Origin of the sequence: Streptococcus oralis, assembly GCF_021497945.1 — a bacterium.
In the GTDB taxonomy this organism is placed as follows: Bacteria; Bacillota; Bacilli; order Lactobacillales; family Streptococcaceae; genus Streptococcus; species Streptococcus oralis_BR.
Window position 1 is genome coordinate 1,480,375 of record NZ_CP046524.1, and the last position, 14,717, is coordinate 1,495,091.

Below are 14,717 nucleotides of genomic sequence, written 5' to 3' on the forward strand. Positions count from 1 at the left end.
ACGTACAGAGTCTATTTTATCATATTTTTCTTAAAAAGTGCGGGCTTTTCTATTAAAAAGGAACCATTCCCCCATGAAAAGAGGAATGGTTTGTTGTTTATTTTATTTAGCGAATTCTTTGGCTCTCGCAACTGTCATTTTTTATTTAAAAGCAAGTGAATGACAAGCTGTCGTCTCAGTGCTAAAAGAATCAATTACCCTAAAGACTGATGATTAAACAAGGCATGGGTTGCTTGGTGGATGTATTTGGCTGTTTCAGCATTATTCATGGTGTAGAGATGCACACCTGCGACATCCTGGGTCACCAAGTCCACGATCTGATCCACAGCATAGGCAAGTCCTGCTGCTCTGAGCGACTCAGGGTCATGCTCATACTTGTCTAAGATGGCCTTGAATTTTCGTGGAAGATGGATATTCTCACACGTTTTCAAGAGACGAAGGGCTTGATTACGGTTCAGAATGGGCATGATACCCGCATGAATAGGAACATCAATCCCTGCCAAGGTACACTTATCTTGAAAATCGTAGAAACGCTCATTGTCAAAGAAAAGCTGCGTTACAAGGCTTGAACAGCCTGCATCCACTTTCTTCTTGAGATTTTGAATATCCGAGATCTGGTTTGGCGAGTCAGGGTGCCCTTCTGGATAGCAAGCGCCAACAATATCAAAGTGAGGGGCTTGTTCCTTGATGAACTCGATCAAGTCCGTTGCATAGCGGAAATCCTTTTGTGGTTCCACATCTGGGATGATATCTCCACGCAGGGCCAAGATTTTCTGTACCCCAACCTTATCCAAGTCTGCAATGGTTTCAGCAACCTTTTCCTTGGTCAGATAGATAGCTGGCAAGTGGGCAATAGTTGGAATCGCCAAATCATTCTGGATAAAGTCAGCCAAACGAACCGTTGTTTCCTTGATATTAAACTTATTATTGCTGGCGGTCACACTGATAAAGTGCGGTGTCAGCTCCCGCATATCCTGCAAGGCTGAAATAATTTTATCGTTACCCACAGCTGGGTTTGGAGGGAACACTTCAAATGAAAGTGACGGCGTTTGGCGTGACATAGTCATTATCCTTTTCTTTTTGATTTCATGATTGCTGAGCAGCTAGGCCAACAGTTCCTTGATCAGTCAGGGTCAAGAGAGAAATCTTATCTTACAATTTCTCACGCGCAGCTTTTGCTGCTTCGACAAGGCGGATCAAGCTTTCTTTTGTTTCTGGAATACCACGTGTTTTCAAACCACAGTCAGGGTTGATCCAAACTTTCTTGCTTGGAACTTTGGCAAGAATAGCATCGATTGTGTGGTCAATTTCGCCTTCATTTGGCACACGAGGAGAGTGGATATCGTAAACCCCAGGTCCCACTTCTGTTTGGAAGTTTTTCGCTTTGAGTTCGTCCAAGATTTCAAGGTTTGAACGGCTTGCTTCAAAGGAAATAACGTCCGCATCCATGTTGTCGATAGCTGGGATGATATCTGTAAATTCTGAGTAACACATGTGAGTGTGGATTTGAGTATCTGGCGCTACTGTTGAGTGTACCAAGCGGAAGGCTGGAATAGCCCAGTCAAGGTAGTCTTCGTACCAGTCGCTACGACGGAGTGGCAATTTCTCACGAAGAGCAGCCTCGTCGATTTGGATGATTTTCACACCTGCAGCTTCAAGGTCAAGCACTTCATCCTTGATAGCAAGAGCGATTTGAAGAGTAGAATCCTTGATAGAGATGTCTTCACGTGGGAATGACCAGTTAAGGATGGTAACCGGTCCAGTCAACATACCTTTAACAGGTTTGTCAGTACGGCTTTGAGCATAGCTAGACCATTTGACAGTGATTGGGTTAAGACGAGTTACATCACCCCAAATGATTGGTGGTTTCACCCCACGCATACCGTATGATTGTACCCAACCATTCTTAGAGAAGAGGTAACCTGACAAGTTTTGACCGAAGTACTCAACCATGTCGTTACGCTCGAACTCACCGTGTACAAGCACGTCAAATCCAACTTCTTCTTGCCATTTGATCCATTCGTCGATGGTTTCAGCAAGGAAAGCGTCGTACTCTTCTTGTGACAATTCACCCTTACGGTAAGCCAAACGTTTGGCACGGACTTCCTTAGTTTGAGGGAATGAACCGATGGTTGTTGTTGGAAGGGCTGGAAGTTTAAAGGCTTCTTCTTGGATGGCTTCACGTTCAGCAAAGGCTGGCAAACGAGTGTAGTCAGCGTCTGTCAATCCAGCGATGCGTGCACGAAGTTCTGCATTTTCACCCACACGCTCAGTCGCAAAGAGTTCCTTATTAGCAGCAAGAGCTTCTGCACCTTGACCATTGCGGATAGCATCCAAATCACGAAGTTCTTCCAATTTTTCAACTGCAAAGGCAAAGTGGTTCAAGATAGCTGGTTCAAATTCTTCGTTAGCAGTTGTAAATGGCACATGAAGAAGTGAGCATGAGCTTGTCAATACGATGTTTTCAGCTGGGATTTGCTCAAGAACAGCCAAACTCTTTTCGTAGTTGTTGCGCCAGATGTTTTTACCATTGACGATCCCTGCATAGAGAGTCTTGTCAGCTGGGAAGCCACCTTTAACGAGTTCAAGAGTTTTCTTACCTTCAACGAAGTCAAGACCGATGGCATCTACTGGCAAGTTCACAAGGTCAGAGTAGACGTCACGAACGTCTCCGAAGTAAGTTTGAAGCAAGACTTCAAGACCTTTTTTATCAGCCAAGAGTTTGTTGTAGAGGTTCAAGAAGAGAACTTTTTCTTCAGCTGTCAAATCTTTGACAAGAGCCGCTTCGTCCAGTTGAATACGAGTCGCACCAAGTTCAGCCAATTTAGCAAAAACTTCTTGGTAAGCAGCCACTAAGCTGTCTACGAAGTCTTCAGCTTTCACGTCTTCTTCAAAGTCTGACAATTGAAGGAAAGTGAATGGACCTACAAGAACAGGACGAGTGTTAAGACCAAGTTCTTTTGCTTCTTGGAACTCATCGAAAATCTTGTGACCAGCCAATTTTACTTGAGTATCTTTTTCAAACTTAGGAACGATGTAGTGGTAGTTAGTGTTGAACCATTTCTTCATCGGAAGGGCACGAACATCCCCTTTTTCACCTTGGTAACCACGCGCCAAAGCAAAGTAGCGCTCAAGGTCAGACAAGTCCAAGTTTTGAACAGATGCAGGCACCACGTTGAAGAGGAAAGCTGCATCTAGGAAGTTGTCATAGTGAGAAAAGTCATTTGATGGAATTTCAGTGATACCTTTTTCTTTGACAATGTTCCAGTGTTTCGCGCGCAATTCTTTAGCCGCAGCCAAGAGTTCTTCTTCTGAGATTTCTTTTCTAAAGTATTTTTCAGTTGTAAATTTTAATTCGCGGAATTCGCCCAAACGAGGGAAACCGATGATCGTAGTTGACATGATGTGTCCTCCAAAATTTGTTGTTGAAACTATCTTAACAGAAAAGAAACTGTCTGTATAATTGTAAATAATTAGGCTTTGATATAGTTTGAAACTATATCACTCTTTTAGACAACTGAAAAAGACTTGAGACCAGTGTCTCAAATCCTTTGTATAGCTTGTTTTGTGGCTGTATTTTAGTTGGAATGCTCAAACGAGCTATTTATGTTTCTTATAAGTGACTATGGCTTGTTATTAGAAAAGACTATAGGTTGATCCCCTTCTCTCGGAGATTAGCCAGACAGTCCTCATAGTAGGTGTCGTCATGTTCGCTATAGATGGGGCTATTCAGCTTTTCCTCAAACAAGTCTTGATAAGGAGGGCAGATCTTGCCACGGTAGTTCTTGTCCAACCATTCTAGACTGACATTATAGCCACGTCCAGCCATCTCCTCCATGATCAAGCGATGATAAGCATAGAGACGATAAGGCGAGTGGGTAAAGACATAGTCCACCGTCGCATGCTTTCTGCCCCAGCCATTGCCACGCAGGGCGCAACACTCTCGATGTTGCCCCAAGAGTTGAGGACGGGGAAGTTGTGAAATCAAAGCCTCATGCCAAAGTCTCATGGGCGTCTCCTTTCAGTAAAGTCGAATGTTGCAAGTAGGTGTTTGGATAGCGTTCAAGCAACTCCCTCGTCTTAGCAATCAAATCTTGCTTAGAAGCTTGACCAAAGCGGTAGCGATCCAGCAAGAGCATGCAGTCTTTGCGCTCAGCATCTGTCGCTTTCTTTTTGAAATAGCCCCAAATATGCTGAAAGGCATTGCAAACCTGACCCCTGTGTTCTGGGATTTGACAGGCACGGTCGATCAGTTCTTGAACCAGATTCAGCTCCACCTCTTCATTCTTCAAGTATTGGCGAATGTCATTGTAAATATTACTGGAATGACTCAAAACAAGGTATTTGTTTCTAGCCCAGAGTTTCTGGCACTGGGATTTTTGGTTAGTTTGTTCCATCTTTCTCCTTGCTTTTTATCAGTTTCCAGGAAATATGGAAACAAAGTTGTATCCTAAAAATGAGCGAATTATCAGCGGAATATGAGCGAATCAATTGGCTCCATCACCCTTTAAAGTGTTTCAAAAACTCTTTGAGCTCGGCATCGGCTTCTGGTGTGGTTCCGTGGAGTTGACCGAGCATTTCAAGTAATGCAGCTGTTTGTCTTTCGATTGCTTTATTTGTCTCGTTAATCTTGCTGACGATGTCTGTCAGCGGCTCGACTTCTTCTTCCTCACCAGTACTTAATCTCACCGTCTCTAAAACCATTCAACCGAATTCCTAGAGGTTGAATGGACGAACTGCTAATCAAGCCCTTAGATAAAAGATAACTTCTCATCTTTTCGTTGAAATTGTTTTTCTTAACCGTGACAACATTGTTTCCTTTTTCGTTCCTATTTAATTTTTCAAAAGCTTTTTCCCATTCGTTATATACATCAGAATCTCCCAAAAAATCCATTATCTCCCACAGTTCAAATAGATCTAGATATTCCCCTAACAAAGCTAACCTATGTGTTGAGATTTCAGGATTAGATAGTAAATTATCCTTGAGCAGACTTGTACGATCTGAAGATTCAATATCGTCCATAGCCAATAACTCTCGGCATAACTGAATACTAATTTCTTCACTATCTAATCTAATCAAGTCATCCCAGTTTTCTTTAGCTAACTGTCTTATCTTAATTTTGATAGATTCATCTGCATTGTCATAATAATTGGAACTAATTATATAACTTAAATCATCTATATCAAATTTAGAATCAAGGATATGAGCAACAAGTTCAAGAGAAAATTGCTTATTTTTTATGCTTACATAATCCAGAGAATCTATTATTTGTAGCTTGTAGGAATCATCTATTTCCTCATATTGCAACAAATCATTGAGTTCCGTTTCATCATGAACGTCTTCTTCAATCTCAAGATACTTTTCAATATTCCTTGAAATGAAATAATTTTTCATTGATGGATATTTTTCTCTGATGAACTTAAGATTATTAGCATTAAATTTTATAACATTCAAATCTATCAAAACTTCCAATCTATCATCTGAAAGCCCCGTTACATCAAAGTTTTCGTAATGCCATTGCATTGATGTAAGCATTGTTCTATATATAGTTAAGTTCAGATTATCTTCAGATACAATTTGAACAAAAAAATCTTCCTGTACTTCCTCATCAAGTTGTACAAAAATTTCTCGGTTCAATACAAAATTAGGATCTTGATTAATAAAAGGAACCAGATATTCAGCAATATTCCTAAATAAAGAAAAGTAGGAGCAAACAATCTCAGAATTAACTTGCCCTTTTTTAAGCAGTACAAGATATTTTATCAGTGTTATATCATTAGATAATCCTTCAAACTTCTCTATAGTATATTTAATGGACAATTCTGGAATACTATTGAATATACTTACGGCAGGTGTTGATTCCTCATCTTCGTAATCCTCAACTCTAAATAAAATATCATGTTTAAGCAAGTGTTCAATATAAGAAGAATCATCATCCATTTTCCCATTTGATATTTTTATATAAACATTGGCATATTGTAACAAATTATCTTCCGAAACTAAACAGTAATCCAAAAGTGATTTCAATTCAATATTTTTATTAATAAGTTCAAAATTCTTGTGAGTATATTCATAATCAGTATATCTTTTTCCCAAGTTCCATTTTATAAAAAATTTCAAATTATTCTCAGAAATCGAATATAAATCATTCCGATAGATATAATTCATTATTTCTTTATAATCTGTAAGTTTTTTTTCATCTAATAAGGATTCATAAATACGCTGTGCATATTCTCTAACTTTTATCTCAATATTTGATAAATTTTTAGTAAACTGCTGAATTTCATAACTCATATTTGGAGAAAGAAGCTCTTGATTATCATTTATATATCCTGAAATCAATACTTTTGTTTTTTCAGGAATGTCACTCAAATCAACTAAATTCATCAATGATAGTATTAGACTATTTTTATTTGGAGCAGCATATCCTCCATTTTTAATTTCTAAATACTCGTTAAAAAGACTAACATTGTGCTCCAACCATTTCTTAAAAAATAATTTAATAGTCTCTTTTTTATAAATTACACCTTGACCTGATGTAGCTCTATCTAATGTATTATAAAAGTTAATCAAGAAATCCAAAACATTCTCTTGTTTAAATATTTGAGCTAAACACTCATTATCATTTTCTTTTTTGGAATTTAGTAAATAGTCAAATAAATTATAATTTAGCACATAACTATATCTATAATCTTTAATCGCCAAGCGATTAACTATTTCATTTGTATTGGTTAAAGAGATATCATAATTACCATCACGTCCAGAAACAACATTTCTTAAATATTCTTTTTCTTCTACCGTTATCGTATTCTCATAGAAATGATTCAAATAATCTTGATAGCTCTCATCAATATAAGCATTTCTAATTAGGAAAGAAATTATTGAGGATTGAGGGTTATTTCTTATTTCTTTGGTAAAATTACTTTTAAAATCATCAATATCTGTAGCATATTGGTAAACATCTGATAATCTATAACTATCTAGTTTCTCAAGCTCATCGTTCATTTTCTTAATTTCTTTTTCCAATTTTTCTATGAGCTTCTTATTCCTAATATTCTCTAAACGCTCTTGAAATTCTGGAGTATTTATATCTGGGAATACAGAATCAATATCCTCATTACGTTCATTTTGATTATAATGTGCATTGTAATAACTGTCAAAGGAGCATATTTCACTTTCATCTGCAAGTAACTCTTTTATATAATCTGAGCGCGTTGAAAAATCTGATTCAAATTTTCTATTTACTTTAATTACTTTTCTCCCATATGGTACTTTCAAAATAGTTCCATATAATTCAAGCTCATCGTTTAATTGTTCTTCATCTGCCTTCTCTATCTTTTTCTCCAATTCTTTTATCTTACTATTTAATTCCTCCCTACGATTTTTTAATGCTATTTCTTTTGAGTTCAATAGTTCAAATAAATATCCTTGATTTTTTTGTAAAAGCGAAAAGTCTTTAGGGAAAATATTTTTATACACTATCATCGAAAATACTTTCTCAGGATTTAATTTCAAAGTACTCAATACTTCTTTATAGGTCAAATACTCATTACAAATATTATTTATCAGACGCATATCATCAAGGTATAGTGAGATATTAAATAAAAACTTTTCATCTAATTCCTCACAAATTTTCATATCATTTAATATTTCTGATAGCTTATCATAGGAATTTGAAGCCGTTACAACAGGCACTATTGGAATAATAAAATCAAAAAATTTCGTTCGTTCTTGTGACTCAAATAAATCATCTTTAACAAGATAGAAGAAAACCAGTTTAGGTTCTTTACATACTTCTCTTTTTCTATTAATAACAATATTTAATTCCTTAATTTTTTCAAAGATTCTTGAATCATTGAAACGCTCAATATCTTCAAAAACTATGACATCTGCCTTAGATTGTTTAAACAGATATATTACGTCATCCAAATACCTATCAAAATAAGATACTTTGCTATTCTCATTTGAAAAAACTTCTATATCCGTCTCTATTTTATCTGATTTTAGCGATAGGTGTTTAATGAATCCAATATCTCTTTGTAGCTTTAATAAATAAAAAATTCCATATAACAATAACGCAAATATGATAGCGAGCGCTAATAATCTAGAAGTTACATCAGTCGTCCAAGAAAGCCAAGAGACTTCCTTGATCAAATTAACCCATGTGTTAAAATTGAAAGAATACAGAAACAGCAGCAATAAAGAAAATAAATAAGCCGTATTCCTCCAAGGATGAATTTGTGACTCTGCATCAAGAGTTTTAAAAATTGATTTTCTAATCGAGTTAGGTTCAATCTGATGGAGTAATTGATTGATAATCTTTCCCTCAATTGTATTTATTTGACGGTTATTAAGTCCTTTTTCTTCATTTTTTATAGTCTCATCATACTGAGCAAGAGAAATATGGATAAACTTTTTATTTTTAGTTTTTTTTAGAAGCTCAATCAATCTTCTTATTCCTATTTTTTCTGATTGACAATCATGTAAAAATTTCTTAAAAAACTCAATTACTTCTTTAATTCCTATTTTGGGAGAGCTGTTATTTTGCAAACGCTTCTCAAAACTCTCAATGACACTGCTTTTACCAGCTCCATAGTTCCCTGTAATTGCGACATTTGTTGGTTCTGATTCATCACTTATAACATACTCCAAAGCTTGTAATGTGACTAGTTGAATTTCTACATTTTTATTCGATGTAAGTGAACGGAACCTATACTCTTTTTCCATCAACAATCTCCCTTTTTCTATCTCATTATTACTGTTTATTATTTGAATTTTTCTTCTAACACCTACCATTATATCAATTCTAACTCAGTATATAAAGCTTTTATATACAAAACACCCCTTAGAAACCTGCTTCTAAGGGGTTGTCTTTATCCTGCTACTTGTTCTGCTTCTTCTACTTTTACTTTTTTCTCCTTCTTGTTCGAACCAGTCAATCGTCGCTTGCTATCTCGGATTGTATTTAGGTCCTTGAGGAGTTTGGTTAGGTGTTCTTTTTCTGGATAGGCTTCTGCACTGGCTGCGGTATAGCGCATAAAGAGGTCGTAGATGCTGGTTAGTTCGGTACGGATTTGTCTGGTCTTACCAACTTCCTTAGCAGACTTATGCGCACGCGCCTGACTTTCCACCTTATCATAGTCTTCCTGCGCACTGATCACCGCCTGTAGCATAGGTGTCAAACCTAGACTGGTAACGGCCGTATGGTAGGGTTCTTCACTGAGGGTTTTGAGCAGACTCTTGATTTCTGCCGTTTCCACATCATTGCTATGCTTGGTGATATCCTTGTACTTGGCAAAGACTGGTTTCAAGGTCTCATGGGCTTCTTTGAGTTTGCTTTCCTTGATCTTAGCAAAGCCTCTATGAAGAGTAAAGAGACCGACTAGGGCACTGTCACGATTGCGATCGACTTCGGTCAGGTTCGTCGCCTCTTTCTTTTCTACGATAGCGAGTTGGCTTTGGAAGTCTGCTAGCTTGCTCTTGAAGGAATCGAGGTGCTTGACATACATAGGCTCGTCCTTATGTGCCTTGGCAAAAACTTCTAGTAGTTGACCCGTGTCTACCATGAGACTTTCAAACTCGCGGTTGGTAAAGTTGGTGTAGCTTAGCGGACGGATGGTAAATGTTTTTGTCATGATGATAACCTTTCTATTTAACGAATCATTTAGTTTTTTCTTTATCAAATAAAGACTGGATTAGTTCTGGAAGATAGACCTGTTTTTGATCTGTTTTTACAATACTTCTTTGTCTAACAGGTTGAATCAAAGGTCTCTCCTTTCCTACATAGACTTGAAGCAATACAAAGACCAAAAATAGGAGCCCCCATAGAGGAAGTACCGATAGGATACTCTCCTCATTTTCTTTATCTTCCTTCATCAGATTTCTCCTTTAAGTTGATAAGACAATTCTAACAAATAGCACTGAACTTCGGACACTCATCCGCTCAACTGTCTACTTTATCATCCCAACAGCACTTTTTCAGTCTATTTCTTGCTTTTACTGGATAAATCAGCCATTTCAGAAACAAAAAATCCCTATCTGACTGGAAATACACTCCGTCTGTCAGATAGAGACTCTTACTATTTTCAACTTTTAACTTTTCTAGCTTTAGAATACATCTAAACTTTAGGAAAGACGACTATTCGAAAGTTCGAAGACCTCAAAACTTTCTCAGCTAGACTATTCGAAGCTTAGAATACTCATAAATTTATGTATTTCTTATCATTCTCAGCTTAGAATACATCTAAACTTTAGAAAATTCATATCTTCGAAACTTCGAATAGCTACCTACCCTACTCGAATCGGCTTTTAACCTTCTTCTTAGTCAAGATACGGTCGTTTTTGTTAGAGAGAGCTTGGATACGAGCTTCAAGAAGGATTTTCCGTCCGGCCTCTGTTCGTGTGTAGATCAGGTGATAACGTCCAATAGTTGGCGTCAGAAAGTCGAGGAATTTCTGTGCATCTTCCTTGCGCTTGTCAAAAAGACTAGGAACGACATAGTAAGGTGACTGACCTTGTCGGACTTTCTCTGCCTTCAAGAGATAGCGCTGATTGTCCACTGGAGCAAAGAACTCTCCCACAGTCTGCGCAAACAGCTCCTTGTCCCTCATGCTTCCTCCCTTGAGATAGGCGAAAACCATATAATTTTCCTTGTCCTCCTCTACATGAACACGGGATTGATCGTCCGTTAGATACCCCGAATCTAGCAGAGCCTTTCGGATCTGCTCACCAAGGAATTGCATACGCCTATAGGGGCTTTTATAGAGGAGATAGCGTGATGTAGCAAAAGCTAGAAAGAGGAGACAGGCTGCCGTAAGCCACCAAACTCTAATCAGTCTCAATCTAAACAACAAGAGCAATAAATCCACTGCTAGGAGCAACAAAGACATGCGAACCCATTTTAATGCATCAAACTGGAGCATGATTGGAATCTTCTGTTGTTGAGTAGCGACTTCAGTGACAATCTCAAATCGATCTGCCACTACGAGAGCATCTTGCCATTTTTTGCGCAAGCCTGCTCGATCCTTGGAGAGACTCTTAACTCGCTCATTATACTCGCTGATTTGCTTTTTCCTAAAGGGGGGCTTGGGAAAATCCAAACGATCCAAACCGGTCTCAATACTCTCCTGATTATAGGCCAAGCCAAGAAAATGCTCCATCCGTCGCGACAAGGTCTGCAGATCCTGATTGCTCTCTGGTCTAGGCCCCTCACCAGGAAGAGTGATAAGTGCTTGCGCTTGAACGGCTACCAGATGCCAGATGTTACTGGTCTTTTCTGGGTGTCCCGGCCAGATACGAATGGCACGGCCACGCATCTGGTTACTTAGCATAAAGCTCCCCACAAAGCTTCCGAGTATTAGGGAATTAACACAAGGAGCATCCCAACCCTCTCCGAGGAGAGATTTGGTTCCGACCAGGACTTGAATCTGCCCTCGTTGAAAAAGCTCCGTCACTGCCGCTACGATTCCCTTAGCTGAGCTAGGAAAACCAACCTGCACATAATCTTTTGGATCCAAGTGACCAATAGATGAGAAACTAAGAGGAACCTGAGGCAAGAGCTCCTTCAACTCTGCTACCACATCGGTAGGCAAAATAACGACACTCCCTGACAAGACAGCCAAAGATACAGATATCTCATGCTCCTGAGCTTTGCGACGAATGCTTTCAAAATAAGGAAGAACTCCCAACTGAGAAATGGTTGCCTGATTATCTCCCAGATAGGTGGCAAAATCCTTGCGAATATAATCCGCCAAGACGAGTTGTCGCAAATCTTGTCCCATACTCTTATACTCAGTCAGAAAAATATCTGCAATACCAGACAATTTCCCCAAAGACTGATTTAAAAGCTTGTCTCTAGACTTGGACTTGACTAAAGAAACCTGTCGCTGTTCGATCAACCCCCGTGCTTTCAAATCGGATTCTAACTTTTCCCTAAATCCATCTGGATCCTCATACCAATCTGGAGTTTGATAGAGAACACTCTGCAACAACAGCTCGAGCCAGTAGGAGTTCACCTGAGGCAGACGTTTCGCCCCCAAAAGATTCTCTAAAGAGTCAGGAATGGTCAAGCCTTGAGAATACATATAGATCAAAATAGCCGACAAGTACTTAGGGTCTTCTAGTAGAACATCGGATGAAATGTCTCCTTTGAGTACCTTTGAACCTGACACTAGAGCTTGAAAGTCAGGATTGACCAAAAGCTGATGGATATACTCCCACTTTCTATCTTCAAACTGCCTGAGGTGTTCCGACTCTTCAGCTGTTGGTGAACAGATATAAACAAAATCCTGATGAGGACAGAGGGTGTCTTCCTTGACTAGTTCAGGTACCGTAATTTCTTGGTCAATTTCCCCACACATACGGATATAGCGTTCCCATAGTTCAGGCTCGCTGTCATAAGGTGGTGTCGCTGTCAGGGAGATGACTTGCAGCTGTTCATACTGCTTGCGAAAGGCTTCCAGACTTTTCCACCATTCATTGCGCAGGTGGTGGCATTCATCCAAGCAAAGAGTAGCAACTTTCTGAGCTCTTAGACTTGCAAGCAAATCAAACCCCACAAAATCCTCTGCTTCTCCATCTTCTTGTGATTGCAATTGGTTCATGGCGCTATGAAAAGCCTGATAGGTCACAATCGTTAATGCTTTCATCTCCTTTAAGTTTTGGGAAACGAGATCTGAAATCTTCTGTTCGTTCTCTAAAAAGGCTTTTTGGATCCTTTCGACCCATTGTTCCCGAATCGTGACCGTAGGAACCAAGACCAAAGCTGGTTTCCCAAAGCGAGCGATTAGCTCGATACCAATGGTGGTCTTACCTGATCCCGGCGCAGCTACTAGATGAACATGTTTATCAGCTTGATAGTCTTGAAAACGATCCAAGACCTGTTTTTGGTATTTTCTCCATCTTCCTTTAAAATTTAAATCTAACATTTCTTTCACCATTATATCTCTTGACTTACTCCTTTAATTGTACCACACTTATATAAAAAGCAAGATAAGGAATCAAATTAGTCTTTATAAGAAAAATATGGTATAGTAGAACCATACTATCTATAAGGAGTTTCTATGTCACAGCATAAGCAAATGAAAGCTGTTTCTCCCCTTCTACAGCAAGTCATCAATATCTCATCTATCGTCGGGGGAGTCGGCACCTTGATTTTCTGTATTTGGGCCTATCAGGCGGGTGTTTTACAGTCAAAGGAAACCCTATCAGACTTTATTCAGCAAGCTGGGCTTTGGGGGCCACCACTCTTTATCTTTTTACAAATCCTACAAACTGTTGTTCCGATTATTCCGGGAGCTTTGACCTCAGTGGCTGGGGTCTTTATTTACGGCCACATCATCGGAACTATCTATAACTATATCGGCATCGTGATTGGCTGTGCCATTATCTTTTACCTCGTCCGTCTCTATGGGGCTGCCTTTGTCCAGTCCGTCGTCAGCAAGCGCACCTATGACAAATACATCGGTTGGCTAGATAAAGGCAATCGTTTCGAGCGTTTCTTTATCTTTATGATGATCTGGCCAGTTAGCCCAGCTGACTTTCTCTGTATGCTGGCTGCCCTTACCAAGATGACCTTCAAACGCTATATGATTATCATCGTGTTGACCAAACCCCTTACCCTAGTAGTTTATACTTATGGTTTGACTTATATTATTGATTTCTTTTGGCAGATGTTTTGAGAATAGAAAAATCCGTTTGGTTTCCCAAGCGGATTTTCTGTTTGTTTTATTTTGCGACACTTTTAGCGAGAACAAAGTTTCCAAGTGTTGCGGAGCCATTTCCTGCGACTGCTGGAGTCACGATATAGTCACGCACATCTGGTACTGGTAGGTAGCCGTTGAGAAGAGCTGTGAATTTCTCACGCACACGGTCAAGCATATGTTGTTGGGCCATGACCCCACCACCAAAGACGATCACATCTGGACGGAAAGTCACAGTAGCATTGACCGCAGCTTGAGCGATATAGTAGGCTTGAACATCCCAAACAGAGCTATTAAGTTCGATGTTTTCACCACGAATACCTGTACGAGCTTCAAGACTTGGTCCAGCCGCAAAGCCTTCCAAACAGCCTTTGTGGAATGGACAAACACCGTTGAATTCTTTTTCAATATCCATTGGGTGTTTGGCCACATAGTAGTGACCCATCTCAGGGTGACCTACACCTCCGATAAACTCACCGCGTTGGATAACACCTGCACCAATCCCTGTACCAATCGTGTAGTAGACCAAGTTTTCGATACGACCGCCAGCATTGTTACGAGCAACCACTTCACCATAGGCAGAGCTGTTTACGTCTGTGGTGAAATACATGGGCACATTTAGGGCACGACGAAGGGCACCAAGTAGGTCTACATTTGCCCAGTGAGGTTTTGGAGTCGTTGTGATAAAGCCATAGTTTTTTGAATTTTTGTCGATATCGATAGGGCCAAACGATCCGACAGCAAGACCTGCAAGATTATCGAATTTTGAAAAGAACTCAATGGTTTTATCGAGGGTCTCGATAGGAGTTGTTGTAGGAAATTGTGTTTTTTCTACAATGTTAAAATTTTCATCTCCGACAGCACAGACAAACTTTGTACCGCCTGCTTCTAAGCTTCCGTATAGTTTTGTCATGATAAACCTCTTGTTTTTATTTTCTTTATTATAGCATACTTCAAAAAGTTACTTTTCTCTATATTTTAGTTTTTCCTCTGTAAATCTTACTATCTAATAAAAA

General features: G+C 39.1%; 10 protein-coding genes and 1 pseudogene. 1 reads left to right on the forward strand and 10 read right to left on the reverse strand.

Annotated elements, in window-relative coordinates; translation table 11 throughout:
• Positions 1 to 194 precede the first annotated feature (194 nt).
• The 9 genes and pseudogenes from metF to GOM47_RS07565 form a co-directional block, all read right to left on the reverse strand.
• The gene (gene metF, locus GOM47_RS07525; protein WP_025168823.1) at positions 195 to 1,061 is read right to left on the reverse strand and encodes a methylenetetrahydrofolate reductase [NAD(P)H]; all 867 of its coding nucleotides are present in this window, start codon (positions 1,059 to 1,061) and stop codon (positions 195 to 197) included.
• A gap of 91 nt (positions 1,062 to 1,152) precedes the next feature.
• The gene (metE, locus tag GOM47_RS07530; RefSeq protein WP_235080394.1) at positions 1,153 to 3,402 is read right to left on the reverse strand and encodes a 5-methyltetrahydropteroyltriglutamate--homocysteine S-methyltransferase; all 2,250 of its coding nucleotides are present in this window, start codon (positions 3,400 to 3,402) and stop codon (positions 1,153 to 1,155) included.
• A 244-nt stretch (positions 3,403 to 3,646) separates the two neighbouring features.
• Entirely contained in the window at positions 3,647 to 4,009 is a 363-nt protein-coding gene (locus GOM47_RS07535; protein WP_235080395.1) for a TIGR02328 family protein, read from the reverse strand.
• Complete coding sequence (locus GOM47_RS07540; RefSeq protein WP_235080396.1) at positions 3,993 to 4,397, reverse strand: YbgA family protein; 405 nt, start codon at positions 4,395 to 4,397, stop codon at positions 3,993 to 3,995. Before GOM47_RS07540 ends, GOM47_RS07535 begins: the two co-directional genes overlap by 17 nt.
• 103 nt (positions 4,398 to 4,500) lie before the next feature.
• Positions 4,501 to 4,683, reverse strand: a pseudogene (locus tag GOM47_RS07545) (type I restriction-modification system subunit M); the annotation flags it as partial.
• On the reverse strand, positions 4,670 to 8,728 hold the full coding sequence (locus GOM47_RS07550; RefSeq protein ID WP_235080397.1) for a hypothetical protein: 4,059 nt from the start codon (positions 8,726 to 8,728) through the stop codon (positions 4,670 to 4,672). The pseudogene GOM47_RS07545 and the gene GOM47_RS07550, both read right to left, overlap by 14 nt.
• A 146-nt stretch (positions 8,729 to 8,874) precedes the next feature.
• The gene (locus GOM47_RS07555; protein WP_235080398.1) at positions 8,875 to 9,636 is read right to left on the reverse strand and encodes a DUF6261 family protein; all 762 of its coding nucleotides are present in this window, start codon (positions 9,634 to 9,636) and stop codon (positions 8,875 to 8,877) included.
• 25 nt (positions 9,637 to 9,661) lie between these two features.
• Entirely contained in the window at positions 9,662 to 9,877 is a 216-nt protein-coding gene (locus GOM47_RS07560; RefSeq protein ID WP_235080399.1) for a hypothetical protein, read from the reverse strand.
• Positions 9,878 to 10,293: 416 nt separating this feature from the next.
• A complete protein-coding gene (locus GOM47_RS07565; RefSeq protein ID WP_235080400.1) occupies positions 10,294 to 12,927 on the reverse strand; it encodes a DEAD/DEAH box helicase family protein in 2,634 nt (877 codons plus the stop codon).
• A gap of 135 nt (positions 12,928 to 13,062) precedes the next feature.
• On the opposite strand from GOM47_RS07565, the gene GOM47_RS07570 reads away from it, so the two are divergent.
• On the forward strand, positions 13,063 to 13,680 hold the full coding sequence (locus GOM47_RS07570; protein WP_235080401.1) for a TVP38/TMEM64 family protein: 618 nt from the start codon (positions 13,063 to 13,065) through the stop codon (positions 13,678 to 13,680).
• Positions 13,681 to 13,726: 46 nt separating this feature from the next.
• Here the strand turns inward: GOM47_RS07570 and scrK are convergent, their stop codons facing one another.
• Positions 13,727 to 14,614, reverse strand: coding sequence for a fructokinase ScrK (gene scrK / locus GOM47_RS07575; RefSeq protein ID WP_235080402.1), 888 nt, complete (start codon positions 14,612 to 14,614; stop codon positions 13,727 to 13,729).
• Between the last annotated feature and the right edge of the window lie 103 nt (positions 14,615 to 14,717).

Excerpts from the sequence above, each read along its gene's own strand:
- scrK (WP_235080402.1), bottom strand. The coding sequence starts at position 14,614 with ATGACAAAACTATACGGAAGCTTAGAAGCAGGCGGTACAAAGTTTGTC.
- GOM47_RS07560 (WP_235080399.1), bottom strand. The coding sequence starts at position 9,877 with ATGAAGGAAGATAAAGAAAATGAGGAGAGTATCCTATCGGTACTTCCT.
- GOM47_RS07550 (WP_235080397.1), bottom strand. The coding sequence starts at position 8,728 with ATGGAAAAAGAGTATAGGTTCCGTTCACTTACATCGAATAAAAATGTA.
- GOM47_RS07555 (WP_235080398.1), bottom strand. The coding sequence starts at position 9,636 with ATGACAAAAACATTTACCATCCGTCCGCTAAGCTACACCAACTTTACC.
- metE (WP_235080394.1), bottom strand. The coding sequence starts at position 3,402 with ATGTCAACTACGATCATCGGTTTCCCTCGTTTGGGCGAATTCCGCGAA.
- GOM47_RS07565 (WP_235080400.1), bottom strand. The coding sequence starts at position 12,927 with ATGTTAGATTTAAATTTTAAAGGAAGATGGAGAAAATACCAAAAACAG.
- GOM47_RS07535 (WP_235080395.1), bottom strand. The coding sequence starts at position 4,009 with ATGAGACTTTGGCATGAGGCTTTGATTTCACAACTTCCCCGTCCTCAA.
- GOM47_RS07540 (WP_235080396.1), bottom strand. The coding sequence starts at position 4,397 with ATGGAACAAACTAACCAAAAATCCCAGTGCCAGAAACTCTGGGCTAGA.
- GOM47_RS07570 (WP_235080401.1), top strand. The coding sequence starts at position 13,063 with ATGTCACAGCATAAGCAAATGAAAGCTGTTTCTCCCCTTCTACAGCAA.
- metF (WP_025168823.1), bottom strand. The coding sequence starts at position 1,061 with ATGTCACGCCAAACGCCGTCACTTTCATTTGAAGTGTTCCCTCCAAAC.